We start from the raw sequence: 26,503 nt of genomic DNA, 5'->3' as shown, positions 1-26,503 counted from the left end.
GTTCTCAGGACGCGTGTAACGGTCAAAAGAATGGCAACAATCTGAAGGGAGATGCACATGGCAAGTCCAATTCTACCGGGTTCCGGACTGGGTTCCGGCCTGGACATCGGCGCGATCGTGACCGCGCTGGTCAACGCCGACAAGTCTGCCAAGCAGACGCAGATCGACACTCAGACGAAAACCAACTCGCTGAAGATTTCCGGTGTCGGTTCGCTGAAAAGCGCACTGGCGGCGTATCAGAAGGCGATGACCGACCTTAATAAAGCGTCGAGCCCGGCATTTGCCGGTTTTACCGCAACGTCGGACACACCAACGATTGTCGGTGCAACATCGGACAAAACGGCCGTACCGGGTACTTACAGCGTTGTTGTGAAGAACCTGGCCACCGGCTCGAAAGTCGCCAGTGCCGCATTTGCCGGCGGTGCCGCCAGTGCTATTCCGAGTGGTACTCTGAAAATCAGTCAGAATGGCATTGATTACAATGTTGCGATTCCGGCCAATGCCACCTTGCAGTCCACGCGGGACGCGATCAACACGGCGCAGGCCAGCAACGGTATTTCCGCCAACATCGTGACCGACAGTAGCGGTTCTTCGCGCCTGGTGCTGAGCTCGAACAAGACTGGCGCCGGCATGGACCTGCAGGTCAGCGGTATCGCGGGTCTTGAGATCGATGGCACCCAGGAAATGGGTGACAACCCGGCGGCAGGCGCTTCCGGGGCGGTCGGTAAGGTGGCCAAAGATGCCAACCTCACCATTGACGGGCTGGCTGTCAGCAGCAAGACCAACACGGTAACAGGCGCAATCAGCGGCATGACGCTGAATCTGGTGGCTGCGAGCCCTGTCGTCAACGGCACGGCAACCCCGGCGACGGTTTCGGTTGCGACCAATACCGCCGGTATCCAGACGTCGCTGCAGACGTTCATCGATTCCTACAACACCCTGAAGAAAACCGTCGACACGCTGTCCAAGGCGACGCCGGACGCCGATGGCAATCTGACCGTTTCATCGGCTTTCACCGGTGATGCGCTGCCGCGCTCGTTGATGGCTGATGTGCGTGCTCAGCTGACTGATCCAGGGGCTGGTGGCAAAGGGCAATTGTCCGTGCTGTCGCAGATGGGTGTTCTGACTGACAGTAAAACCGGTTTGCTGACGCTCGACACGGCGGTGTTCAACAAGCGTATGGAACTCCCGGGCATGGCTGGTCAGGTTCAACAGCTGTTCAGTGGTACCGACGCCAAAAATGGTTTGTTGGCACGCATGAACGCGGCGGTTGATCCGTACGTCAAGACCGGTGGCCTGCTCGATCAGCGCAGTTCCAACCTGACGAACATCACCTCGGCCCTGCAAAAGCAGCAGACGGCCCTGGACTTGCGCGTCGATAACCTGACCAAGACGCTGACGGCCAAGTACAACGCCATGGACCTGCTGGTCGGGCAGATGAAAGCAACGGCGAGTAATATCACGTCGTTCTTCAGCTCCCTGAACGCTCAGCAGTCCGCGAAGTAACAGGCAGTAACGACAAAAACCCGGCTACGCTTTATCGGCGTGCGCCGGGTTTTTGTCTTTTGAACTAAAGTTCTGTGATTCGTTGGCGATACACTGGTTATACGAGTCATTGTGGCAATGAGGTAGAACATGAATCCGATGTTAGCCCTTCGGCAGTACCAGAAAGTCGGCGCACACGCTCAGACATCCGAAGCGAGCCCGCACCGTCTGGTGCAAATGTTGATGGAAGGTGGACTGGCCCGTATCGCTCAGGCCAAAGGCGCCATCGAGCGCAAGGACATTCCTGGCAAGTGCACTTCGATCAGCAAAGCGATTGGCATTGTCAGCGGCCTGCGCGAAGGCCTCGATCTGGAGAACAGCGCAGACACCCTGGCTGATCTGGACGGGCTGTACATCTACATGATGAAGCGCCTCGCCGAGGCGAACATCAGCAGCGATCCGCGCATTCTCGATGAGGTTGCAGGCTTGCTGGGCACGGTGAAAGAAGGCTGGGATGCCATTGCTCCTGTGCCAGCTCCGCAGTTCTGAAGGAGATCGTCATGAGTCTAGTATTGCAGCGAATCGCCGATACCCGTGAAGCGTTGGTCACCGCGCTGGCCGAACGCAACTGGGAAGCCATTGGCGAGCTGGATCTGGCTTGCCGTTCCTGCATGGAAGACGTCATGGCTGAAGCTGCGCTGGATGAAGTCGCGTTGCGCGATAATCTTGAGGAGTTGCTCCATGTCTACAAGGAGCTTCTTGAGGTGGCGATGGGGGAGCGACAGGCGATAGCCAACGAGATGTCGCAGATCACCCAAGCGCAAAAGGCGGCAAAGGTTTACCATCTGTTTGGTTAATTAACCCCCAGTTAATCCAGACATGTGCGCCATAAATTTGACTGTGCACGGTTTTTTGACTTAACTAGTGGCTGTTTTCAGATTTCAGGCGTCTACAGGCACATGGTGTCCTGCAAGCGTCTCGCTTGCCCCTTATTTTGGGCATTGAGTTGACTAGGGAAGTTGCTATTGCATGTGGCGTGAAACCAAAATTCTGCTGATCGATGACGATAGCGTCCGCCGCCGCGACCTGGCGGTGATTCTAAATTTTCTTGGCGAAGAAAATTTACCCTGCGGCAGCCATGACTGGCAGCAGGCAGTCGGCTCTTTGTCGTCTAGTCGTGAGGTCATTTGCGTACTGATCGGGACCGTTAATGCTCCTGGTGCGCTTTTGGGCTTGCTAAAGACACTCTCAACCTGGGATGAGTTCCTTCCGGTTTTGTTGATGGGCGATAATTCTTCCGTCGACTTGCCTGAAGATCAGCGTCGCCGAGTGCTTTCGACCCTCGAAATGCCGCCCAGCTACAGCAAATTGCTCGACTCCCTGCACCGTGCCCAGGTCTATCGCGAGATGTATGATCAGGCCCGTGAGCGCGGTCGTCATCGCGAACCCAATCTGTTCCGTAGCCTCGTCGGCACCAGCCGTGCGATCCAGCACGTGCGCCAGATGATGCAGCAAGTGGCCGACACCGACGCCAGCGTGCTGATCCTCGGCGAGTCCGGGACCGGCAAGGAAGTGGTCGCGCGCAACCTGCATTACCATTCCAAGCGTCGCGATGCGCCATTCGTGCCGGTCAACTGCGGGGCGATCCCGGCAGAGCTGCTCGAAAGCGAATTGTTCGGTCACGAGAAGGGCGCCTTCACCGGCGCAATCACCAGTCGTGCCGGGCGTTTCGAACTGGCCAATGGCGGTACGCTGTTCCTCGATGAAATCGGCGACATGCCGCTGCCGATGCAGGTCAAGCTGCTGCGCGTCCTGCAGGAGCGCACCTTCGAGCGCGTGGGCAGCAACAAGACCCAGAGCGTCGACGTGCGCATCATCGCTGCGACGCACAAGAATCTCGAAAGCATGATCGAGATCGGCACCTTCCGCGAAGACCTCTACTATCGCCTCAACGTGTTCCCGATCGAGATGGCGCCGCTGCGTGAGCGCGTCGAAGACATTCCGTTATTGATGAACGAACTGATCTCGCGCATGGAGCATGAGAAGCGTGGTTCGATCCGCTTCAACTCGGCGGCGATCATGTCGCTGTGCCGTCACGGCTGGCCGGGCAACGTCCGCGAGCTGGCCAACCTGGTCGAGCGCATGGCGATCATGCATCCGTACGGGGTGATCGGCGTGGTCGAACTGCCGAAGAAATTCCGCTACGTCGACGACGAAGACGAGCAAATGGTCGACAGCCTGCGCAGTGATCTCGAAGAGCGCGTGGCGATCAATGGTCATACGCCGGACTTCACCGCCAACGCCATGCTGCCGCCGGAAGGCCTGGACCTGAAGGACTATCTCGGTGGTCTGGAACAGGGGCTGATTCAACAGGCGCTGGACGATGCCAATGGCATTGTCGCGCGTGCGGCTGAACGTCTGCGTATCCGTCGTACCACCCTGGTCGAGAAGATGCGCAAGTACGGCATGAGCCGACGCGATGGAGATGAACAGGCGGAGGATTGACGCCTGTTTTTCAACTGCTTCATTTATAAGCAGTTTTTTTTAGGCACGGGTATTGCTACAGCCCTCGCAACGTTCCGTTTAACTGACGGTCAGCCAAGCGAGAAAGCACAATGCCCCACGCCCAGATGTCTTCTGCCTCCAGTCCCGAGGGGCAACCGTCCTCCGTAGAGCAGGCAAGCCGGCAGGGCCTTGAGCAGGCATTCGAGCTGTTCAGCCAAATGTCCAGCCAACTGACTGACTCTTACAGCATGCTTGAAGCGCGGGTAACCGAGCTCAAGGGTGAGCTGGCAGTGGTGAGCGCCCAGCGCATGCAAGAGCTGGCCGAAAAGGAACGCTTGGCCAACCGTCTGCAAAACCTTCTTGATCTGCTGCCAGGTGGCGTCATTGTCATCGACGGTCACGGCATTGTGCATGAGGCCAACCCGGCCGCCATCGAGTTGCTGGGGCTGCCGCTTGAAGGCGAATTATGGCGCCATGTGATTGCCCGCTGCTTCGCCCCGCGTGAAGACGATGGCCATGAAATTTCCCTGAAAAACGGTCGGCGCCTGTCGATTGCCACCCGCTCGCTGGACGCCGAGCCGGGGCAATTGGTGCTGCTCAACGACCTGACAGAAACCCGTCATCTGCAGGATCAACTGGCGCGCCACGAGCGCTTGTCCTCGTTGGGCCGTATGGTCGCTTCGCTGGCGCATCAGATCCGCACGCCGTTGTCCGCAGCGTTGCTCTACGCCAGTCATTTGACTGAGCAGGAATTGCCGGTGGCCACTCAGCAGCGTTTCGCCGGGCGCCTGAAAGAGCGCCTGCATGAGCTGGAGCACCAGGTGCGCGACATGCTGGTGTTCGCTCGCGGTGAATTGCCGCTGACCGATCGCCTCACACCCAACGCTTTGATGCAGGCGCTGCAAGCGGCGGCGCTGACCCATGTGCAGGATCTGCCAATCCGCTGGCAGTGCGACAGTCATGTCGGCGAGCTGCTGTGTAATCGCGACACGTTGGTCGGCGCGCTGTTGAATCTGATCGAAAACGCGATTCAGGCCAGTGCCGGCGACGTCCGCCTGAAAGTCCATTGCTACACCCGCGACAACAGCCTGCGCCTGTGCATCAGCGACAGTGGCAGCGGCATCGAGCCAGCCGTTCTGGCGCGGCTCGGCGAACCGTTTTTTACCACCAAAGTTACCGGTACCGGCCTCGGCCTGACCGTGGTCAAGGCTGTGGCTCGGGCACATCAGGGAGAATTGCTGCTGCGTTCGCGGGTCGGGCGCGGCACGTGCGCGCAGGTGAATCTGCCGCTGTTTTCCGCGGTACAGGGAGCTGAGTGAAAGACATGGGCATCAAGGTTTTGCTGGTCGAAGATGACCGTTCGTTGCGCGAAGCGCTGGCCGACACGCTGTTGCTGGCCGGCCACGATTATCACTCGGTCGGTTGCGCTGAAGACGCACTGACGGCAGTAGCGCGCGAAGCGTTCAGTCTGGTAGTCAGTGACGTCAACATGCCCGGCATGGATGGTCATCAATTGCTTGCCCTGCTGCGTGCCCGCCAGCCGCAATTACCGGTGCTGCTGATGACGGCGCACGGTGCGGTCGAGCGCGCGGTCGATGCGATGCGTCAGGGGGCGGCGGACTATCTGGTCAAACCGTTCGAGCCCAAGGCTTTGCTGGATCTGGTGGCGCGGCATGCGCTGGGCAATATTGGCGTGAGCGACATTGAAGGCCCTATCGCCGTCGAGCCGGCCAGTGCGCAACTTCTCGAATTGGCCGCACGAGTGGCGCGCAGCGATTCCACGGTGCTGATCTCCGGCGAATCCGGTACGGGTAAAGAAGTGCTGGCGCGCTACATTCATCAGCAATCCCATCGCGCCAGCCAGCCGTTCATTGCGATCAACTGTGCGGCGATCCCTGACAACATGCTCGAGGCGACGCTGTTCGGTCACGAGAAGGGTTCGTTCACCGGTGCCATCGCCGCGCAGGCCGGCAAATTCGAACAGGCGGACGGCGGCACATTACTGCTCGACGAAATCTCCGAAATGCCCCTTGGCCTGCAAGCCAAACTGCTACGCGTGTTGCAGGAGCGCGAAGTCGAGCGTGTCGGTGCGCGTAAGCCGATTGCCCTGGATATTCGCGTGGTCGCCACCACTAACCGCGACTTGGCGGGCGAAGTGGCGGCGGGGCGTTTCCGTGAAGACCTTTATTACCGTTTGTCGGTTTTCCCTCTCGCGTGGCGTCCACTTCGCGAGCGCACTGCCGATATCCTGCCGCTGGCCGAAAGGTTGCTGGCCAAACACGTCAATAAAATGAAGCACGCCGCAGCGAAACTTTCGCCTGACGCACAAGCCTGCCTGATCGCGTACCCGTGGCCGGGTAATGTGCGTGAACTGGATAATGCCATTCAGCGAGCGCTGATCCTGCAGCAGGGCGGTTTGATTCAGCCACAGGATTTCTGTCTGGCAGGTCCCGTGACGTACACCGCGGTGCCCGTCGCCGCGCCGGTGTCTGCGGTGATCCGCGAGGTGGAAATCGATGCGGATTCCGCCGGTGCACTGGGTGATGACCTGCGCCGCCGGGAGTTTCAGATGATCATCGACACCCTGCGCGCCGAGCGTGGACGACGCAAGGAAGCCGCAGAAAAGCTCGGTATCAGCCCGCGTACCCTGCGCTACAAACTGGCGCAAATGCGCGATGCCGGGATGGACGTCGAAGGTTATCTGTTCGCCACCTGAGGCGTGATGAAAAAGTTGAAAACGCTTTTCTGAAAGGGGTGCCCATGAGCTGGCACCCTTGTTGCTAATACCTGTGTACCCGCCGAGTGAGTGTCAAAAAATTGCGGGCCGCCCAAGAGAGTAGACCATGAGCCAAGGTATTGAATTTAATCGGTTGATGACAGACATGAAGGCCATGAAACTGGATGCCATGTCTGCGCCGAAATCGACGACCGCTGTCCCTGAGCTGGGAGGCAGCAGCTTTTCCGACATGCTCGGTCAGGCGATCAATAAGGTCAGCGATACCCAGACCGCGTCGACTCAGTTGGCCAACGCATTTGAAGTGGGCAAGAGCGGCGTCGATCTGACGGACGTGATGATCGCTTCGCAAAAAGCCAGTGTGTCGTTCCAGGCTCTGACCCAGGTGCGCAACAAGCTGGTTCAGGCTTATCAAGACATCATGCAGATGCCGGTTTAAGGACGAGATTGAGTCATGGCAGAAGCAGTCGCCGATAACGTTCCGGCCAAGGCCACCCCGATAGACGGCAAACCGCCGCTGTTCGGCCTGTCCTTCCTGGAAAACCTCTCCGAGATGACCATGCTGCGTCAGGTGGGCCTGTTGGTCGGCCTGGCTGCGAGCGTGGCGATTGGCTTTGCCGTGGTGCTGTGGTCGCAGCAGCCGGATTACCGTCCGTTGTACGGCAGCCTTGCCGGCATGGACGCCAAGCAGGTCATGGAAACCCTGGCCGCCGCCGACATTCCTTACAACGTCGAACCGAACTCCGGCGCCTTGCTGGTCAAGGCCGACGACCTGTCCCGTGCGCGGATGAAACTCGCGGCTGCTGGTGTCACTCCCAGCGACGGCAATATCGGTTTCGAAATCCTCGACAAGGAACAGGGGCTGGGCACCAGCCAGTTCATGGAAGCGACGCGTTATCGTCGCGGCCTCGAAGGTGAACTGGCGCGGACCATTTCCAGCCTGAACAACGTCAAGGGTGCCCGCGTGCACCTGGCGATTCCGAAAAGCTCGGTGTTCGTCCGTGACGAGCGCAAGCCAAGCGCTTCGGTGCTGATCGAGTTGTACTCCGGTCGTTCGCTGGAGCCGGGTCAGGTGATTGCGATCATCAACCTGGTGGCGACTTCTGTTCCCGAGTTGAGCAAATCGCAGATCACCGTCGTCGACCAGAAGGGCAACCTGCTCTCTGATCAGGCGGAAAACTCCGAAATGACCATGGCCGGCAAGCAGTTCGATTACAGCCGCCGCATGGAAAGCATGCTCACCCAGCGCGTGCACAACATTCTGCAACCGGTATTGGGCAACGATCGCTATAAGGCGGAAGTTTCGGCTGACATCGATTTCAACGCTGTCGAGTCGACGGCCGAGCAGTTCAACCCGGATCAACCGGCGTTGCGCAGCGAGCAGTCGGTTAACGAACAACGCACTGCCAGCAATGGCCCGCAAGGTGTGCCGGGTGCCCTGAGCAACCAGCCGCCGTCGCCAGCCTCGGCGCCGCAAACCACCGGTGGTGCCGCAGCGCCAGCCGCGATGGTGCAGCCAGGTCAGCCGTTGGTTGACGCCAACGGTCAGCAGATCATGGACCCGGCCACCGGCCAGCCGATGCTCGCGCCGTACCCGGCAGACAAGCGTCAACAATCGACCAAGAACTTCGAACTCGACCGTTCCATCAGCCACACCAAACAGCAGCAGGGTCGCCTGAATCGTCTGTCGGTGTCGGTGGTGGTCGACGATCAGGTCAAGGTCAACGCGGCCAACGGCGAAACCACCCGTGCGCCGTGGAGCGCCGACGAATTGGCGCGCTTCACCCGTCTGGTCCAGGACGCCGTCGGTTTCGACGCCAGCCGTGGCGACAGCGTCAGCGTGATCAACATGCCGTTCTCCGCCGAGCGCGGCGAAGTGATTGCCGATATTCCGTTCTACTCCCAGCCATGGTTCTGGGACATCGTCAAACAAGTGCTGGGTGTGTTGTTCATCCTGGTGCTGGTGTTTGGTGTGCTGCGTCCGGTGCTCAACAACATCACCGGCGGCGGCAAAGGCAAGGAGCTGGCCGGTCTTGGCAGCGACGTGGAACTCGGCGGGATGGGCGGCCTGGACGGCGAACTTTCCAACGACCGCGTGAGCCTCGGTGGTCCGCAGAGCATTCTGTTGCCGAGCCCAAGTGAGGGTTATGACGCGCAACTGAATGCAATCAAGAGTCTGGTGGCCGAGGATCCGGGTCGCGTGGCTCAGGTCGTGAAAGAGTGGATTAACGCAGATGAGTGATAACCGAGCCGCAACCGTCAAACTGAACAAGGTCGACAAAGCCGCGATTCTGCTGCTGTCCCTGGGTTCGACCGATGCCGCGCAAGTGCTGCGCCACATGGGCCCGAAAGAGGTTCAGCGCGTCGGCGTGGCCATGGCGCAGATGGGCAACGTCCATCGCGAGCAGGTCGAGCAGGTCATGAGCGAGTTCGTCGACATCGTCGGCGACCAGACCAGCCTCGGCGTCGGTTCCGACGACTACGTGCGCAAAATGCTCACCCAAGCCCTGGGTGAAGACAAGGCCAACGGCCTGATCGACCGCATCCTGCTCGGTGGCAACACCAGCGGCCTCGACAGCCTGAAATGGATGGAGCCGCGCGCCGTTGCCGACGTGATCCGTTACGAACACCCGCAGATCCAGGCGATCGTGGTCGCGTACCTCGACCCGGATCAGGCCGGTGAAGTGCTCGGCAACTTCGACCACAAGGTGCGTCTGGACATCATCCTGCGCGTGTCGTCGTTGAACACCGTGCAGCCAGCAGCACTGAAAGAGCTCAACCAGATTCTCGAGAAGCAGTTCTCCGGCAACTCGAATGCCTCGCGCACCACCCTGGGTGGCATCAAGCGTGCGGCGGACATCATGAACTTCCTCGACAGCTCGATCGAAGGCCAGCTCATGGACTCGATCCGCGAAGTCGACGAAGACCTGTCCGGTCAGATCGAAGACCTCATGTTCGTGTTCAACAACCTCGCCGATGTCGACGACCGTGGCATCCAGGCGTTGCTGCGCGAAGTGTCTTCCGACGTGCTGGTGCTGGCCCTCAAGGGTTCGGACGAAGGCGTCAAAGAGAAGATCTTCAAGAACATGTCCAAACGTGCCGCCGAACTGTTGCGCGACGATCTCGAGGCCAAGGGCCCGGTGCGCGTCAGCGACGTCGAAACCGCGCAGAAAGAAATCCTCACCATTGCCCGTCGTATGGCCGAAGCCGGCGAAATCGTCCTCGGTGGCAAAGGTGGCGAGGAAATGATCTAAGCCCATGGACAAGCACGACGACGATGTGACGGATCTGATCCGTGCCCGCGATGTCCGTGGTTTCGAATCCTGGGCCATGCCCAGCTTCGATCCGCCGAAGCCGGAACCCGAGCCTGAGCCGGAACCCGAACCGCCGGAAATGGAAGAAGTGCCGCTGGAAGAAGTCCAGCCACTGACCCTGGAAGAACTCGAAAGCATCCGTCAGGAGGCTTACAACGAAGGCTTCGGCATTGGCGAAAAGGAAGGTTTTCACAGCGCCACGCTCAAGGTCCGTCAGGAAGCTGAAGTGGCGCTGGCGGCAAAACTTGCCAGCCTTGAGCAGTTGATGGCGAACCTGTTCGAACCCATCGCTGAGCAAGACACGCAGATCGAAAAATCGCTGGTCGACCTCGTGCAACACATCACCAAACAGGTGATCAAGCGCGAACTGGCCATCGATTCCAGTCAGATCGAACACGTCATGCGTGATGCCCTCAAGCTGTTGCCGCTGGGCGTCGATAACGTGCGTCTGTACGTCAATCCGCAGGACTTCGAGCAGGCCAAGGCCTTGCGCGAACGTCATGAGGAAAACTGGCGCATCGTCGAAGATGAATCGCTGCTGCCGGGTGGCTGCCGGGTTGAAACCGAGCACAGCCGCATTGATGCGAGCATTGAAACCCGCGTTACTCAGGTCATGGCCAAACTGTTCGATCAGTTGCACGAGCAGGCTTTGCACCCTGCTGAAGCGGATCTGACTCTGGACATTCCAGAAGACGTAAAACCGGCGGCCTCGCCTGAAGAGCCGCTCGCGGACGCACCCGATGCGCCTTGAACGCACCAGTTTCGCCAAGCGCCTGAGCACTTACGCTGAGGCCACCGAGATTGCCGGCGCGCCGATTCTTGAAGGCCGCCTGCTGCGCATGGTCGGCCTCACCCTCGAAGCCGAAGGCCTTCGCGCGGCCATGGGCACGCGCTGCCTGGTGATCAATGACGACAGCTATCACCCCTCCCAGGTGGAAGCGGAAGTCATGGGTTTTTCCGGCAGCAAAGTCTTTCTGATGCCGGTCGGCAGTGTCGCCGGCATCGCCCCTGGCGCTCGCGTGGTGCCACTGGCTGATGCCGGTCGTTTGCCGATGGGCATGAGCATGCTCGGTCGCGTCCTCGACGGTGCGGGCCGTGCGCTGGATGGCAAGGGCGGCATGAAAGCCGAAGACTGGGTGCCGATGGACGGCCCGACGATCAACCCGCTCAACCGTGACCCGATCAGCGTGCCGCTGGATGTCGGTATCCGTTGCATCAACGGTTTGCTGACGGTCGGTCGCGGCCAGCGTCTCGGTCTGTTCGCCGGTACCGGTGTCGGTAAGTCCGTGCTGTTGGGCATGATGACCCGCTTCACCGAGGCCGACATCATCGTCGTCGGCCTGATCGGCGAGCGGGGTCGCGAAGTTAAGGAATTCATCGAGCACAGCCTCGGTGAAGAAGGCCTCAAGCGTTCCGTGGTGGTTGCCTCGCCAGCGGACGATGCGCCGTTGATGCGTCTGCGCGCTGCGATGTATTGCACGCGCATCGCCGAATATTTCCGCGACAAGGGCAAGAACGTCCTGTTGCTGATGGATTCGCTGACCCGTTTCGCTCAGGCGCAGCGGGAAATCGCTTTGGCCATCGGCGAACCGCCCGCGACCAAGGGTTATCCGCCATCGGTGTTCGCCAAATTGCCGAAACTGGTCGAGCGCGCCGGTAATGCGGAGAAGGGCGGCGGTTCGATTACCGCGTTCTACACCGTGCTGTCAGAGGGCGATGACCAGCAGGACCCGATTGCCGACTCGGCACGAGGCGTACTCGACGGGCACATCGTGCTGTCCCGGCGTCTGGCCGAGGAAGGTCACTATCCGGCCATCGACATCGAAGCGTCGATCAGCCGGGTGATGCCAGCGGTGGTTTCGCCAGAGCACATGCAGCGCGCGCAGTACTTCAAGCAGTTGTGGTCGCGTTATCAGCAGAGTCGCGATCTGATCAGCGTTGGCGCCTACGTTGCCGGCGGCGATCGCGAGACCGATCTGGCGATCTCCCTGCAACCACAATTGGTTCGCTACCAGCGTCAAGGGCTGAACGACAAAATCAACATGGGCGAAAGCCAGGCTTACCTCGCAACCCTGTTTGCCCCAGCGGCGGGCGGCTAACCGGCCATGGCTGCCGTCAGTCGAGCCGCGCGTCTGGCGCCGGTGGTGGACATGGCCGAACAGGCCGAGAAAGCCGCCGTTCAACGCCTGGGCTATTTTCAGGGTCAGGTAAAAGTTGCGGAAAGCAAACTGGCTGACCTCAATGCCTTTCGTCTGGATTATTCCGAGCAATGGATCGTGCGCGGCGCCACCGGCGTGAGCGGGCAATGGTTACTGGGCTTTCAGGGCTTTCTGGCGCAGCTCGACACTGCTGTTGATCAGCAGCGGCAGAGCCTGGTCTGGCACCAGAACAAACTCGACAAGGCGCGTGAGGAATGGCAACAGGCGTTTGCCAAGGTCGAAGGTCTGCGCAAACTGGTGCAGCGTTATCGCGAAGAGGCGCAACGCCTCGAAGACAAGCGCGAGCAGAAGCTGCTCGACGAGTTGTCGCAGCGCTTGCCCCGCCAGAATCCCTTTTAAAACAAGATCAAAAGATCGCAGCCTTCGGCAGTTCCTACAGGGGGATCAGTGTAGGAGCTGCCGAAGGCTGCGATCTTTTGATCTGGCTTCTAACCTTGCTGCAACTCTGTGCAGGTGCTAAACCTTGTACAGGTTCGTCAATGACAAGGAAGCCAGTCAATGTCAGTCGTTACAGAAGTCTCTCCAGATGGTCAAAAACTGACGATCTCGGTCAAGGGGCGATTCGATTTCGGTCGCCATCAGGAATTTCGTGAGTCCTACGAGCATCTTGCCAAGAAGCCCGACTCCATCGTGGTTGATCTGAAAGAGGCCACCTATCTCGATAGCTCCGCATTGGGCATGCTGCTCCTGCTGAGGGATCACGCCGGTGGCGATAACTCGGATGTGCGGGTGGTGAACAGCAGCTCCGACGTGCGCAAGATCCTCGCCATCTCCAATTTCGACAAACTCTTCGACATCAGTTGACGGCCATGCTGGCGCAAGAGCCGCTGATTATCCTGATCGCCGAAGACAGTGCCGCCGACCGCCTGCTGCTCTCGACCATCGTTCGCCGCCAGGGCCATGAAGTCCTGACGGCGGCCAACGGTGCCGAAGCGGTCGATCTGTTTCGCCGGCAGCAACCCGATCTGGTGCTGATGGACGCGATGATGCCGGTCATGGATGGCTTCGAAGCGGCGCGGCAGATCAAGGCGTTGGCGGGCGAGATGCTAGTGCCGATCATCTTTCTCACCTCGCTGACCGAAAGCGAAGCGCTGGCCCGTTGTCTGGAGGCTGGCGGCGACGACTTTCTGGCGAAGCCCTACAACCAGGTGATTCTCGCCGCCAAAATCAAGGCGATGGATCGCTTGCGCCGTTTGCAGGCGACTGTCTTGCAACAGCGCGACCTGATCGCCAAACACCATGATTACCTGCTCAACGAACAGCGCGTGGCCAAAGCGGTGTTCGATAAGGTCGCCCATTCCGGTTGCCTGAGTGCGCCGAACATCCGCTACCTGCAATCACCTTATGCGCTGTTCAACGGTGACCTGCTGCTGGCAGCCTACACGCCGGCCGGTGACATGCATGTGCTGCTCGGCGATTTCACCGGTCACGGGCTGCCGGCAGCAGTGGGTGCCATGCCGCTCGCCGAAGTCTTCTACGGCATGACCGCCAAGGGCTACGGCCTCGCTGAAACCCTGCGCGAAATGAACGCCAAACTCAAACGCATCCTGCCGGTGGACATGTTCTGCTGCGCCACGCTGCTGTGTCTGAGTTTTCAGCGGCGTTCGGTCGAAGTGTGGAACGGCGGCATGCCTGACGGCTATCTGCATCGGATTGTCAGCGGTGAGCGTGTGCCGCTGGCGGCGCGGCACTTGCCGTTGGGCGTACTGAGCGCGCAGGCGTTCGATGATCGTACTGAAGTGCATCCGATGGGCGCTGGTGATCGGGTCTTTCTGTTGTCGGACGGGGTGATCGACACCAGTGATGCCAGTGATCAACTGTTCGGTGTCGAGCGTTTACAGCAAGTGTTCGCCGCCAATCGCGAGCCTGACCGATTGTTCGAGGACATCGAACAGGCGCTGCGGGATTTTCGCGGCGAGGCGCGCGACGACGTCAGCATGGTCGAGGTCAGCCTGCTGGAGCCGGCGCAGGTCAAACCGTCGGCGCCGTTGTACTCCGACAGCGGCCAGTCGTGCCCGCTCGACTGGTCGGTGAGCTTCGAATTCCGTGGCGCGACGCTAAAGCGTTTCAATCCGTTGCCGTACCTGTTGCAGTTGCTGCTTGAGGTGCATGGGCTGCGGGCGCAGAGTGGCGCTTTATACAGTGTGCTCGCCGAGTTGTATTCCAACGCGCTGGAGCACGGCGTGCTGGGGCTGGACTCCAGTCTCAAGCGCGATGCGGCGGGTTTTGCTCAGTATTATCAGCAGCGCAATGATCGGCTGGAGGCGTTGCAGGATGGTTTCGTGCGCGTGCATTTGCAGGTGCAGCCACAGGGCGAGGGCGGTTGTCTGGTGATTTGCGTGGAAGACAGCGGCAAGGGTTTTGATGTGGCGCGAGTCATGGACAGGCCGCTGGACGGTGTCCGTTTGTCGGGGCGTGGCGTCAGTCTGGTCAGACAATTGGGGCTTAACGCCAGTTGGTCGGACGAAGGTCGTAGTGCTCGCGTGGAGTTTTCCTGGGAGGTTGAGGCATAATCCGCGCAATTCTTGATCAAGGAGTGAGCAAGTGACTGACATACATGTAGATCGCGAAGTGCTCGACACCTTGCGCGACGTTATGGAAGACAGCTATCCGGATTTGCTGGACACCTTTCTGAGTGATTCGAAAATTCGCCTGGAGCAATTGCAAGAGACTGCAGATGCCAAGGAACTGTCGGAAGTTGCCCATAGCTTCAAGGGCAGCGCAAGCAATATGGGTGCGGTTCGACTGGCGACGCTTTGCCAGGAGCTGGAATCAAACGCCAAAGACAAAAGTCCCGCCGAGATCGTAAGGCTGGTCGCTGATATCAGCGTCGAATTCGCTGAGGTTCGCTCTGTTTACGAAGACGAGCGACAGCACGCCACCACTCACTGACCTCACCGTCCGGCGCTTTTCACAAGCGTCGGACAAAACTGGCCCGGCACTTGCAGCTATCTCCCCCAACTGTACCTACGATCCCAGTGCAGCGGAGACCGTTTCATGCCTGCGACCCCCAACATCCTTCTTCAGAATGCCGCTCAGGCCAAGGCGCAAGCCGCCTCGGCCAAAACGTCGGCTATGGCCGTAGATACCGGGGATAAAGCCTCAAGCTTCGCGAAAGTGTTCGCCGATCAGGGATCGAGCAAGCCGGTTGCCAGCGCTGACAACTCGCCCAAGTCGTCGCGTGACAAAGTCGCTGACAACAGCGGTAAAAAGGAAGTCGGCAAGGATCAGTCTGCCGCTGCGCAACCGGCGGTTGCCGATAGCGGCAACGACTTGCCTGCCGATAAAACGGCGGCAACCGATGACAGCAGCGCCAGCAGCGACGACAACACTGACACCGCCCAGACTCCAGTAGTCGCGGCGCCGGTTGATCCGACGCTCGATCCGGCATTGGCAACCGCCGTGCAGCCTGTGGTGACGGCGCCAGTGGTGCCGGCCCCGGCTGTAACCCCTGCGCAACCTGAAACCGAAACCCCTGCGCTCGCCGCGTTGCCGGGTACGGTCAAAGATCCGGCACCGACCACCGACAGCGATTTCGATCCTGCGGCCGACCCCCTCGACTCGATGCCGGCCGTGCGTATGGCGATGGAGCAGGGCGGGCACATTTCCGCTGCCAGCCAGGCACAACCGAAGGCTTCGCCGGCTCAGGCACAGGCCGACGGCGAATTGACTGCGGCGCAGAACTTCGCTGCTGGCATGGCCAGCATGCTCGACGTACAAGCCGACAAGGACAGCACCAGCCAGGGCGGCGAAAAAGCCTTCAGCGGTTTGATCGACGATGGCCTCAAAGACCTCAAAACCGCCACCAGCGATACCCGCGTGGATGACTTCGCCAACCGTCTGGCGGCATTGACGCAGGCCGCCACGCCGAAGACCGCGAACGCCGTGCCGGTGAACCAGCCAATCGCCATGCACCAGAGCGGTTGGACCGAAGAAGTGGTCAACCGCGTCATGTATCTGTCGAGCGCCAATCTGAAAGCGGCGGACATTCAGTTGCAGCCGGCCGAACTGGGGCGCCTGGACATCCGCGTCAACATGGTCCCGGATCAGCAGACCCAAGTGACGTTCATGAGTGCGCATCCGAGCGTGCGTGAAGCACTCGACGGACAGATGCATCGTTTGCGCGAGATGTTCAACCAGCAGGGCATGGGCCAGGTCGACGTCAATGTCTCCGACCAGAGCCGTGGCTGGCAGGGGCAGCAAGGTCAGGAGCAGGCACAGCAGGGCCAGAGTGGTCGCACCAGCGCTGCCGGTGGTCGCCTCGATTCGGCGGATGAAGAGTTGGCGCCTGCCACCATTGCTGACGCCGCTGCTCAAACCACTAGCGTGATTGGCACCAGCGCCGTCGACTATTACGCCTGATCAAATCAAGAGCCCCTCACCCTAGCCCTCTCCCAGAGGGAGAGGGGACTGATCGGGGGATATTGGAGATTTACACCGACTTGAAATAGCGTCTGTGAATCCATGATCGCCAAGACTTGATGGATGACTCCCTAATCGACTCGGTCTTTCAGGTTGACGTATCACGACAAAACAACTCGGTCGGCCCCCTCTCCCTCCGGGAGAGGGCTGGGGTGAGGGTGCCTTTGACTTTGACTTTAGCGTTGTCTCCACTACTACCGACACTTCTGGCATAACACTTGCTCTTGCCTTGCCGTGCGACTGTGAAAACCCGAATAGTGACGGATTATTGGCATGGCGAAGAGCGAAACCGCAGCAGTGAAAGACCCCGCAACCAAAGGCAAACTCAAGCTGATCATTGTGATCGTGCTGGCGTTGCTGTTGGCCATTGGTGCATCCGTGGGGGCGACCTGGTTCTTCATGCACAGTGCCCAGAGCAAGCCTGCCGAGGCCGCTGATGCAGCGCCCGTCGGCAAGCAGCCAGCGATCTTCGAACCGATGGCGCCGGCCTTTGTCGCCAACTACAACCAGAACGGCCGTCAGCGCTACATGCAGGTGAGCATCACCATGCTGGCGCGTAATCAGGCCGATCTGGAAGCGCTCAAAGTGCACATGCCGGTAATCCGCAACAACCTGGTGATGCTCTTCTCCGGTCAGGATTTCGCCACCTTGGCGACCCCGGTCGGGCAGGAGATGTTGCGCCAGAAGGCCACCGCCAGCGTCCAGGAAGTGGCGCAGAAAGAGCTGGGCAAAGTGGTGATCGAACAGTTGCTTTTCACTAATTTCGTACTGCAGTAGGAACACGACATGGCCGTGCAGGATCTGCTGTCCCAGGATGAAATCGACGCGCTGTTGCATGGCGTCGACGATGGTCTGGTACAGACCGATAACGCTGCCGAACCCGGCAGTGTCAAAAGCTACGACCTGACCAGTCAGGATCGCATCGTCCGTGGACGCATGCCGACTCTGGAAATGATCAACGAGCGTTTTGCCCGCTACACCCGCATCAGCATGTTCAACATGCTGCGCCGCTCGGCGGACGTTGCCGTCGGTGGCGTGCAGGTGATGAAGTTCGGCGAATACGTGCACTCGCTGTACGTACCGACCAGCCTCAACCTGGTCAAGATCAAACCGTTGCGCGGCACCGCGCTGTTCATCCTTGACGCCAAACTGGTGTTCAAACTGGTGGACAACTTCTTCGGCGGCGACGGCCGTCACGCCAAGATCGAAGGGCGTGAATTCACCCCGACCGAACTGCGCGTAGTGCGCATGGTGCTGGAACAGGCCTTCGTCGATTTGAAAGAAGCCTGGCAGGCGATCATGGAAGTCAATTTCGAGTACATCAACTCGGAAGTGAACCCGGCCATGGCCAACATCGTCGGCCCGAGCGAAGCGATTGTGGTCTCCACCTTCCACATCGAACTCGATGGCGGTGGCGGCGACCTGCACGTGACCATGCCGTATTCGATGATCGAGCCGGTGCGCGAAATGCTCGACGCCGGCTTCCAGTCCGACCTCGACGATCAGGACGAGCGCTGGGTCAACGCCCTGCGCCAGGACGTGCTCGACGTTGACGTGCCGATCGGTGCCACCGTGGCGCGTCGCCAGTTGAAATTGCGCGACATCCTGCACATGCAGCCGGGGGATGTGATCCCGGTCGAAATGCCGGACGAAATGATCATGCGCGCCAACGGCGTGCCGGCCTTCAAGGTCAAGATGGGCTCGCACAAAGGCAACCTCGCGTTGCAAGTGATCGAGCCGATCGAGCGTCGCTGAAGCGGCGCTCCAACCCCCAAGCATTTAACTGAATTTTTGCCCGCCGAGGACAAATGATGAACGACGATATGAACGCCCAGGACGACCAGGCACTGGCTGACGAATGGGCTGCTGCCCTGGAAGAAACCGGTGATGGTCAGGCTGACATCGACGCCCTGCTGGCCGCCGACGCAGCCAGCGGCTCGCGTCTGCCGATGGAAGAGTTCGGCAGCGTGCCGAAGAACAACGATCCGGTGACCCTCGACGGCCCGAACCTGGACGTGATCCTCGACATCCCGGTATCGATCTCGATGGAAGTGGGCAGCACCGACATCAACATCCGCAACCTGCTGCAACTCAACCAGGGTTCGGTTATCGAGCTTGATCGTCTGGCCGGTGAGCCGTTGGACGTGCTGGTCAACGGCACCCTGATTGCGCACGGTGAAGTGGTGGTGGTCAACGAGAAGTTCGGCATCCGCCTGACTGACGTGATCAGCCCAAGCGAACGCATCAAGAAGCTGCGCTGAGTGAAACGGTTTCTCTGGGCTCTGTTGGCATTGCCGCTGAGCGTGCTGGCCGCCGAACCGTCGACCGCCACCACGGTGCCTGCCGCGACCGCGCCGATGGTCAGCAGCGGCGTGGCCGGGCAACTGACGCAACTGGTGTTCGGCCTGTTGCTGGTGCTGGGGGTGATCTTCTTCCTCGCCTGGCTGCTGCGCCGTGTGCAGCAGGCAGGTCCGGCCGGCAAGGGGCAGGTGATCGAGCTGATCGGTTCGCGCGCGCTCGGTCCGCGTGACCGTTTGCTGCTGGTGCAGGTTGGCAGCGAGCAGATTCTGCTCGGCTTGAGCCCGGGCACCATCACCGCGCTGCATGTGCTCAAGGAACCGGTCGACGTGCCTGTAACCCGTGAAAAAGCGACTCCGGAATTTGCTCAGCATCTGCTGAAGATTCTCGGCAAGGATCAGAAGGATACGAAGTAATGGGTGCGCTACGCATCGTCTTGACGCTGGCCCTGTTGCTGGCCGCGCCACTGGCGTTCGCCGCCGATCCGTTGTCGATCCCGGCGATCACGCTGGGCACCAACGCCGACGGCGCGCAGGAGTATTCGGTCAGTCTGCAGATCCTGCTGATCATGACCGCCCTGAGCTTCATTCCGGCGGCCGTGATTCTGATGACCAGTTTCACCCGGATCATCATTGTCTTCTCGATCCTGCGTCAGGCCCTCGGCCTGCAACAGACGCCGTCGAACCAGATCCTCACCGGCATGGCGCTGTTCCTCACCATGTTCATCATGGCCCCGGTGTTCGACCGGGTGAACAACGATGCGCTGCAACCGTATCTGGCGGAAAAACTTACCGCCCAGCAAGCGGTAGAAAAAGCCCAGGTACCGATCAAGGACTTCATGCTCGCCCAGACCCGCACCAGTGATCTGGAGCTGTTCATGCGCCTGTCCAAGCGCACCGACATCGCCACCCCGGATCAGGCGCCGCTGACCATTCTGGTGCCGGCGTTCGTCACCTCCGAGCTGAAAACCGCGTTCCAGATCGGTTTCATGATCTTCATTCCGTTCCTGATCATCGACCTCGTCGTGGCCAGTGTGCTGATGGCGATGGGTATGATGATGCTCTCGCCGCTGATCATCTCGCTGCCGTTCAAGATCATGCTGTTCGTGCTGGTCGATGGCTGGGCGCTGATCATCGGCACCCTGGCCAGCAGTTTTGGAGGTGTCTCGCCATGACGCCGGAAGTTGCGGTCGATATCTTTCGTGAAGCCCTTTGGCTGACCACATTGATGGTCGCGATTCTGGTGGTGCCGAGTCTGCTGGTCGGCCTGCTGGTGGCGATGTTTCAGGCTGCCACACAGATCAACGAACAGACCTTGAGCTTCCTGCCGCGTCTGCTGGTGATGCTGGTCACGTTGATCGTCGCCGGTCCGTGGATCGTGCAGACGTTCATGGAATACATCATTCAGTTGTACAAAAACATCCCGATGGTCATCGGCTAAGCCATGCAATCGCTGCTTCAGCTGACCGACACCCAGATCAGTACCTGGGTGGCCTCGTTCATGTTGCCGCTGTTTCGCGTGGCGTCGATGTTGATGGTCATGCCGGTGTTTGGCACCACCCTGGTGTCACGCCGGATACGCCTGTATTTCGCCGTGGCGATCACCGTGTGCATTGCCCCGAGCCTGCCGCCGATGCCAGCGGTAAGTCCGTTGGACCTCAGTGGCTTGATGTTGATTGCCGAACAGATTCTGGTCGGTGCCGTGCTCGGGTTTTCCCTGCAGCTGTTCTTCCAGGCGTTTGCCGTGGCCGGGCAGATTGTCGCGATCCAGATGGGCATGGGTTTCGCCTCAATGGTCGATCCGGCCAACGGTGTCTCGGTGGCGGTGATCGGGCAGTTCTTCACCATGCTGGTGACGTTGCTCTTCCTGTCGATGAACGGCCACCTGGTGGTCTTCGAAGTGCTCACCGAAAGCTTCACCACGCTACCGGTCGGCAGCGGTCTGATGACCGCGCATTACTGGGAGCTGGCCGGCAAACTTGGCTGGGTCCTTGGCGCCGCGTTGTTGCTGGTGTTGCCGGCGGTGACGGCGTTGCTGGTGGTCAACATCGCGTTTGGCGTGATGACCCGCGCCGCGCCACAGCTGAACATTTTCTCCATCGGTTTTCCGCTGACCCTGGTGCTCGGCCTGTTTATCGTCTGGGTCGGCCTGGCGGATATTCTCAATCAGTACCAGCCGCTGGCCACTGAAGCCTTGCAGCTGCTACGCGAACTGGCACGGGCGCGCTGAATCATGGCAGAGAGCGAAAGCGGTCAGGACAAAACAGAAGACCCCACGGAGAAACGTAAAAAGGACTCCCGTGAGAAGGGTGAGATTGCCCGTTCCAAAGAGCTCAACACCCTCGCCGTGATGATGGCCGGTGCCGGCGCGCTGCTGGTGTTCGGCGGCATGCTGGCTGAAGACCTGATGGAGCTGATGCGCCTGAACTTCACGCTGTCGCGTGAGGTGATCATGGATCAGGGTTCCATGGGCGCATTTTTGTTGAAGTCGGGTCAGATGGCGCTGGTGGCCATCCAGCCGTTCATGATCACGCTATTGCTGGCCGCATTGATCGGGCCGATTTCCCTGGGGGGCTGGTTGTTTGCGGCCGGCTCCATGGCACCCAAGTTCAGCCGGATGAACCCGGCGGCAGGCTTGAAGCGAATGTTTTCGTTCAAGGCTGTGGTCGAACTGCTCAAGGCACTGGCCAAGTTTCTGGTCACCTTGGGGGTGGCGTTGGTGGTGCTGATGTCGGATGTCGATGACTTGATGCGGATTGCTCACGAGCCGCTTGAGATGGCGATCATTCACAGCGTCACGCTGGTCGGCTGGAGCACTTTGTGGCTGGCCTGCGGCCTGATCATCATCGCCGCCGTCGACGTGCCGGTGCAGCTCTGGGAAGCGCACAAAAAACTGCTGATGACCAAGCAGGAAGTGCGCGACGAGCACAAGGATCAGGAGGGGCGCCCAGAAGTCAAACAGCGCATCCGCCAGACCCAGCGCGAGATGTCCCAGCGGCGGATGATGGCGGCGATTCCCGACGCCGACGTGGTCATCACCAACCCGACCCACTACGCCGTCGCGCTCAAGTACGACTCGGAGAAGGGCGGCGCCCCGGTATTGTTGGCGAAGGGCAGCGACTTCATCGCGTTGAAAATCCGCGAAATCGCCGTGGCCAACAACGTCCTGCTCCTCGAGTCACCGGGGCTGGCGCGTTCGATCTACTACTCCACCGAACTCGAGCAGGAAATTCCCGGCGGGTTGTATCTGGCGGTTGCTCAGGTCTTGGCCTACGTCTACCAGATCCGCCAGTACCGCGCCGGCAAAGGCAAACGCCCGGATCCGCTCAAGGACGATTTGCCGATTCCGCCGGATCTGCGCCGCGATTCCTGACGTTGTTGTGCAGCCATTGGTCTGAGACTCCCCATTACTGTCAACTCTGACAGGTGCGCTTCCCGTGATTTTGCAGTTTGATGCAAGGTGGCGCCGCGAACCTGGCGCGGTCAGGCGAGCGAGTGCAAGGGAGCAAGACAATGAAAGGTATTTTCAGCAGCTACGATGAAAAAACCGGAAGAGGCACCATCACGCCGAAGCCCTCGGGACGATGTATTTCCTTTGCTGAGGCCACCGGTTTTTTTCTGACCGCCAAAGAATACCGATTCAGCATTCCATTGGCCGATGCCCGGCAGGCGAACGTCAAAGTGGGGGGCGAGGTCGAGTTCGAACTGCCCCGGAACAAGAACGGAAAAGTGAAAAATCTCCGGTATTGACCAACACATCGTCTGCGTCGTTAGATCCGCCGAAACGAAAAACCGCCATCTCGATACAGCGCGGTGGCGGTTTTTTTGCCTGAAGTGTGTGTTGGCCTTGAAACCGCTTCGCGAGCAGGCTCGCTCCCACAGGTTCAGCGTGTAACCACAGGGTTGCGATCAACACCGATCTCCTGTAGGAGTGAGCCTGCTCGCGATGAGGTTTTATCAGTCGCGGCATTCGAACCAGGCCCACTGCTATTGCGAGCAGGCTCACTTTTGCATTGCGCGTGTTGGTCAATGAATCCGTCCCCTTTTCTTTTGACCGATGCCCAGGGGCAAACGTCAAAGTTTCCTCCCGCTTCGTCAGTGCCGTTCGTCTGAAACCCGTGCGCACCTGTTAGTTCTGACAGTGGTTGAATATTTGCGTCAAGTGTCCAATGACCTCTGCAGATCCCTGGCAAACCGCTACGGATTTTTCAGGAGCAGGGCGATGATTGGTTTGATGGTGATGCCGATTGAGGAAGTTATCGACGATACGCAACATGACGTCGTCCATTTCGATTCAAGCGGAGGACTGGGACTTTTTTCCCTCTATCCGCCCAATATTCCCGGGCAGTTTACTGATATCGTTTTTCCACCGGCGCTAGTCGGGGTTAACCGCCCCATGCTTTTTACCACTACCAAGGGGTTGCGTGTGCTGGTGCAGGCCTATCTGAATATGGCCGGAGACGACACGATTCGTCTGTACCGTGATAAAACCCTGGTCGCTACGGTGGTATTGCCTGCCGATCACAATAATCTTGACGTCCTGATGCACATTCCCGTGGACAAAGTGCTGCCTGGCGTGCACACCCTGCGCTACGAAATTACGCGCAAAAGCGGTCAGCCGCCTGAAGGGGCGCAAGTTGAGGTCTGGTTCAAGATCGATCCTCCGGGCGGCATCGATCCCGAGCCGGATATGCCCGGCCATCAGCGTCTCAAACCGGCCAAGTTGCCGTTCAAGGACGGTGATGTCATTGATAAGAAAATCGCCGCCGAGGGCTTCACGGCAATCGTTGCGCCATGGCCTTTCATGACCTCGGGTGACACGTTGATGTTCCATTTTCACGGCATCCTTGTCAGCCCGCATACGGTTCAGGAAAGCGAAGTCGGAAAGGAAATCAGTGTTTTCGTATCCCCGAAGAACATCGAGGATGCAGGCCCGGCCGATCCGGCGGTAATGGTCTACCAGATTAAAGATCAGGTGGAAAACGTCAGCGATTTTTCTGAGCGCGCGACGGTCATCAGCGATCCGGAGAATGTCTGGCTTGGTCCGGTAGTCGTCCCTCTTGCCAATGAAGATAAGGTCAGTCTTGATGAGGTTGGATTCGATGATCTGGAGGCTCAGATCATTACGCGCCCGGGCTTTGCGCTGAAAGAGAAATTACTGTTTCGATGGGCGGCTACGACACAAAGCGGTGAAGTGGTCGAGCACAGTGAAGAACAATCGATTACTCGTCTCGGCATTCAGCCTTTTAAAGTGCCTAATCCCATTGTGATTGCCAGCGCGCCCGGGCAGGTGCAAGTGGATTATCTGCGCACCAAAGCAGATGGCACACAGGACCGCTCCCAGGTCTACATCTTCGAGTTGCAAGGAAAAACGTTGCGACTACCCGCTCCGCAGATACCGGATCTGGTCGGCGGTACCCTCGATCCTGCGCTGAGCCGGACCACGGTGTTGTGCGGTCCTGATGAGCGGATCAAAAAGGGCTTCAGAGTCACACTGACATGGATGGGCACCAGTGCTTCCGGGCGTCCGCACCTGTACCAGACTTACCGCGACGTCAGTGACCGGTTGGTTGGCCAGGCCATCGCCTTTAGCGTGACCGCTAAAGATATCGCGCCATTGATCAAAGGGTCGGTCCGGGTTTCGTATGAGGTCAGTCATGCCACGTTGAATCCTGCGCTGGTTTCTGAGGTGATGAATGCGCGCATAGGGGAGCTTGATCCTGCACTACCAGCGCCAAAAATCGTTGGCGTCATTGACGACGTGCTCAATCCGGCGCATGTGCCGTATGGCACGGATATCCAGATTGCGGCGGCCGCCTACACGCTTTTGGGCGATGTAGTGCATGTGGAAGGCCGGGGGGACGCGGGCGGGGTGGTCTTTCGGGACAGATTGCCGATTGATCAGACACGTGTCGGCAAGGATCTGGAGTTCTGGCTGGACGGCGAGGCGATCGAATCCTATCGGGAGCAGTTTTTCAATCTGCTTTGGTGGATCGAGCGGCCGGACGAACTGCCGCAATCATCCGCACTGCTCGAGTTGTATATCGGAGACCCGACGCTGGCGTTGCAGCCGCCAACGGTTCGCCGCGCTCCGGATGGCGTGCTTGACCCGTTGGAAAACCATGAAGGCGTCAGAGCGCGTATACAGATAGCCAGTCCACGCCCGGGTGATCAGGTTCGGCCGCTGGTTAAAGGCGCGCCAGAAGAAGGTTCGCCGACGTTTGAACCGCAACCGTTGAATGCAGACAATTTTGCCGTGTTTTGGCTGTTGCCGTCATTCATTGCGCAGAATCTTGGAGAACAGGTTGAGCTGCGCTCTGAATTGATCAGAAATGGCAAGGCTATACAGTCCAAGCCTCTGATATTGAAGGTCAAAACAATCAGCGACATGGATCCCGCCCTGACCCGTCCGCAAATTGTAGAAGCGGGCGCTGTGCCGCTTATCGATCTGCGAATCATCAAGACTGACCTCACGTGCGTGGTCAAGCCACCGCTGCCGATTGCTGTGGCCGGGCAGCGGGTCTGGCTCACTGTCACCAGCGAGGGGGTTGCGCCGTTATCGTTGCGCGCCGGCACCCCGTTGACGGCTGAAGAAATCACTCAAGGCATCAGCGCCAAGGCTGACCGTAGCTGGTTCTATGCGCTCAAGGATCTGTCTCCCTGTGAGTTGATCTGCAAGATAGCGCTGCGCAGCACGGACACCGAGGACTCTGCGCTGAAGCTTCCAGTGGCGCGGTACACGGTGAAGGTCACGGAGGCGCTGGCAATCAATACTGCCAACATGCTGCTCAATGGTGTGAAAGTGGTGGGGGGCGCGGCGTACGGATTACGCGAGCGAGAAGTTGTCAATAATGTGCAGGTGCGCGTGCCAACGGGCGGTCGAACGCCTTATACCTATCAATCGGCCAATGCGGGCGTAGCGACGGTTGACGCCGATGGCAAGGTTGCCGGTAGGCATAACGGATCGACCACCATCACCGTGACGGATGCCGATCAGCAAAAGGTTTCGTATTTGGTGCAAGTGACGAATGTTTATCGGCTTGGAATGAGCGAGGCGTTCATGACGGCAGCCGAGGCGCATTCCTGGCTTAGCCAATCCGGAGCCACCCGTATTTACAACGATAACCGGCCGCTCGGCGCGGGCCACCTACAGGCGAATTTCGTCGACTTGACTCCCCTGTTCGGTGCAAGAGGGCCATATTATGGCCGTTTTTTCGCTATTAACCTTTCCTTTGCCACTCCCTACGTCGTCTATTACGAACTGTTGGATAACGGAGTTCTGGCGGGCGCAAGCTTACCAGTCGCGGGCAACGCGGTCCGTAAACGGTGGATGGCTTATCACTTGACCTGACGTACAGAGACTTGTCAGGCGCCGGGAGAGTTTTCCCGTGCGCCTCTATATTTTGATCGTTCCTACGCGTAGCAAAGGAATGCCTCAACGGATGCGCCGCGTTCGGCTCTGGAAGGGACGCAGAGCGTCCCGGGCTGCATTCCCACGCAGAGCGTGGGAACGATCATGGGGGCGCG

The 26,503-nt window shown here is 59.3% G+C and carries 26 protein-coding genes; all 26 read left to right on the top strand.

Going from position 1 to position 26,503, the window contains the following annotated elements; all coding sequences use genetic code 11:
* The first annotated feature begins 57 nt into the window (after positions 1–57).
* Positions 58–1,506, top strand: a complete 1,449-nt coding sequence (fliD, locus tag ACI514_RS17460; protein WP_160056776.1) for a flagellar filament capping protein FliD — start codon at positions 58–60, stop codon at positions 1,504–1,506.
* A gap of 129 nt (positions 1,507–1,635) precedes the next feature.
* Positions 1,636–2,034, top strand: coding sequence for a flagellar export chaperone FliS (fliS, locus tag ACI514_RS17455; RefSeq protein ID WP_141128979.1), 399 nt, complete (start codon positions 1,636–1,638; stop codon positions 2,032–2,034).
* 11 nt (positions 2,035–2,045) lie between these two features.
* A complete protein-coding gene (locus ACI514_RS17450; protein ID WP_016984299.1) occupies positions 2,046–2,342 on the top strand; it encodes a hypothetical protein in 297 nt (98 codons plus the stop codon).
* 172 nt (positions 2,343–2,514) lie between these two features.
* A complete protein-coding gene (locus tag ACI514_RS17445) occupies positions 2,515–3,990 on the top strand; it encodes a sigma-54 dependent transcriptional regulator (protein ID WP_007920053.1) in 1,476 nt (491 codons plus the stop codon).
* 125 nt (positions 3,991–4,115) lie between these two features.
* On the top strand, positions 4,116–5,309 hold the full coding sequence (locus ACI514_RS17440) for a sensor histidine kinase (protein ID WP_405124229.1): 1,194 nt from the start codon (positions 4,116–4,118) through the stop codon (positions 5,307–5,309).
* A 5-nt stretch (positions 5,310–5,314) separates the two neighbouring features.
* Entirely contained in the window at positions 5,315–6,706 is a 1,392-nt protein-coding gene (locus tag ACI514_RS17435) for a sigma-54-dependent transcriptional regulator (RefSeq protein WP_405122094.1), read from the top strand.
* Between the two features lie 127 nt (positions 6,707–6,833).
* Positions 6,834–7,163, top strand: a complete 330-nt coding sequence (gene fliE / locus ACI514_RS17430; protein ID WP_007920044.1) for a flagellar hook-basal body complex protein FliE — start codon at positions 6,834–6,836, stop codon at positions 7,161–7,163.
* A gap of 15 nt (positions 7,164–7,178) precedes the next feature.
* Positions 7,179–8,966 carry a flagellar basal-body MS-ring/collar protein FliF gene (fliF, locus tag ACI514_RS17425; RefSeq protein WP_405122093.1) on the top strand — a complete coding sequence of 596 codons (1,788 nt, stop codon included), beginning with the start codon at positions 7,179–7,181 and terminating at the stop codon, positions 8,964–8,966.
* Positions 8,959–9,978 (top strand): flagellar motor switch protein FliG, encoded by a 1,020-nt coding sequence (gene fliG / locus ACI514_RS17420; protein ID WP_007920042.1) that lies wholly within the window; start codon positions 8,959–8,961, stop codon positions 9,976–9,978. Before fliF ends, fliG begins: the two co-directional genes overlap by 8 nt.
* A gap of 4 nt (positions 9,979–9,982) precedes the next feature.
* On the top strand, positions 9,983–10,789 hold the full coding sequence (gene fliH, locus ACI514_RS17415) for a flagellar assembly protein FliH (protein ID WP_405122092.1): 807 nt from the start codon (positions 9,983–9,985) through the stop codon (positions 10,787–10,789).
* Entirely contained in the window at positions 10,779–12,137 is a 1,359-nt protein-coding gene (fliI, locus tag ACI514_RS17410; RefSeq protein WP_405122091.1) for a flagellar protein export ATPase FliI, read from the top strand. The genes fliH and fliI overlap by 11 nt, the downstream gene beginning before the upstream one ends.
* 6 nt (positions 12,138–12,143) lie before the next feature.
* Positions 12,144–12,596, top strand: coding sequence for a flagellar export protein FliJ (fliJ, locus tag ACI514_RS17405; protein ID WP_160056788.1), 453 nt, complete (start codon positions 12,144–12,146; stop codon positions 12,594–12,596).
* Positions 12,597–12,755: 159 nt separating this feature from the next.
* A complete protein-coding gene (locus ACI514_RS17400; protein ID WP_160056790.1) occupies positions 12,756–13,061 on the top strand; it encodes an STAS domain-containing protein in 306 nt (101 codons plus the stop codon).
* Between the two features lie 5 nt (positions 13,062–13,066).
* Positions 13,067–14,770, top strand: a complete 1,704-nt coding sequence (locus ACI514_RS17395) for a SpoIIE family protein phosphatase (protein WP_405122090.1) — start codon at positions 13,067–13,069, stop codon at positions 14,768–14,770.
* 31 nt (positions 14,771–14,801) lie between these two features.
* Positions 14,802–15,149, top strand: a complete 348-nt coding sequence (locus ACI514_RS17390) for an Hpt domain-containing protein (RefSeq protein ID WP_160056794.1) — start codon at positions 14,802–14,804, stop codon at positions 15,147–15,149.
* 105 nt (positions 15,150–15,254) lie between these two features.
* Positions 15,255–16,619, top strand: coding sequence for a flagellar hook-length control protein FliK (locus tag ACI514_RS17385; RefSeq protein WP_405122089.1), 1,365 nt, complete (start codon positions 15,255–15,257; stop codon positions 16,617–16,619).
* Positions 16,620–16,952: 333 nt separating this feature from the next.
* Positions 16,953–17,456: a flagellar basal body-associated protein FliL gene (gene fliL / locus ACI514_RS17380; protein WP_007920033.1), complete on the top strand. Its 504-nt coding sequence runs from the start codon at positions 16,953–16,955 to the stop codon at positions 17,454–17,456.
* A 9-nt stretch (positions 17,457–17,465) separates the two neighbouring features.
* Positions 17,466–18,434: a flagellar motor switch protein FliM gene (gene fliM, locus ACI514_RS17375; protein ID WP_007920032.1), complete on the top strand. Its 969-nt coding sequence runs from the start codon at positions 17,466–17,468 to the stop codon at positions 18,432–18,434.
* Between the two features lie 56 nt (positions 18,435–18,490).
* On the top strand, positions 18,491–18,940 hold the full coding sequence (gene fliN, locus ACI514_RS17370) for a flagellar motor switch protein FliN (protein WP_007920031.1): 450 nt from the start codon (positions 18,491–18,493) through the stop codon (positions 18,938–18,940).
* Positions 18,941–19,393: a flagellar biosynthetic protein FliO gene (gene fliO, locus ACI514_RS17365; protein WP_160056798.1), complete on the top strand. Its 453-nt coding sequence runs from the start codon at positions 18,941–18,943 to the stop codon at positions 19,391–19,393.
* A complete protein-coding gene (fliP, locus tag ACI514_RS17360) occupies positions 19,393–20,151 on the top strand; it encodes a flagellar type III secretion system pore protein FliP (protein ID WP_064121002.1) in 759 nt (252 codons plus the stop codon). The genes fliO and fliP overlap by 1 nt, the downstream gene beginning before the upstream one ends.
* A complete protein-coding gene (gene fliQ / locus ACI514_RS17355; protein ID WP_007920026.1) occupies positions 20,148–20,417 on the top strand; it encodes a flagellar biosynthesis protein FliQ in 270 nt (89 codons plus the stop codon). Before fliP ends, fliQ begins: the two co-directional genes overlap by 4 nt.
* A 3-nt stretch (positions 20,418–20,420) precedes the next feature.
* Positions 20,421–21,206, top strand: coding sequence for a flagellar biosynthetic protein FliR (gene fliR, locus ACI514_RS17350; protein ID WP_038363857.1), 786 nt, complete (start codon positions 20,421–20,423; stop codon positions 21,204–21,206).
* A gap of 3 nt (positions 21,207–21,209) precedes the next feature.
* On the top strand, positions 21,210–22,349 hold the full coding sequence (gene flhB / locus ACI514_RS17345) for a flagellar biosynthesis protein FlhB (protein WP_405122088.1): 1,140 nt from the start codon (positions 21,210–21,212) through the stop codon (positions 22,347–22,349).
* Positions 22,350–22,489: 140 nt separating this feature from the next.
* Positions 22,490–22,726 carry a hypothetical protein gene (locus ACI514_RS17340; RefSeq protein WP_405122087.1) on the top strand — a complete coding sequence of 79 codons (237 nt, stop codon included), beginning with the start codon at positions 22,490–22,492 and terminating at the stop codon, positions 22,724–22,726.
* 472 nt (positions 22,727–23,198) lie between these two features.
* A complete protein-coding gene (locus tag ACI514_RS17335) occupies positions 23,199–26,327 on the top strand; it encodes an Ig-like domain-containing protein (RefSeq protein WP_405122086.1) in 3,129 nt (1,042 codons plus the stop codon).
* The last annotated feature ends 176 nt before the right edge of the window (positions 26,328–26,503 follow it).

This window comes from Pseudomonas sp. M20, assembly GCF_045037865.1.
GTDB lineage: Bacteria > Pseudomonadota > Gammaproteobacteria > Pseudomonadales > Pseudomonadaceae > Aquipseudomonas.
This window is presented reverse-complemented; position numbering and strand designations above follow the sequence as displayed.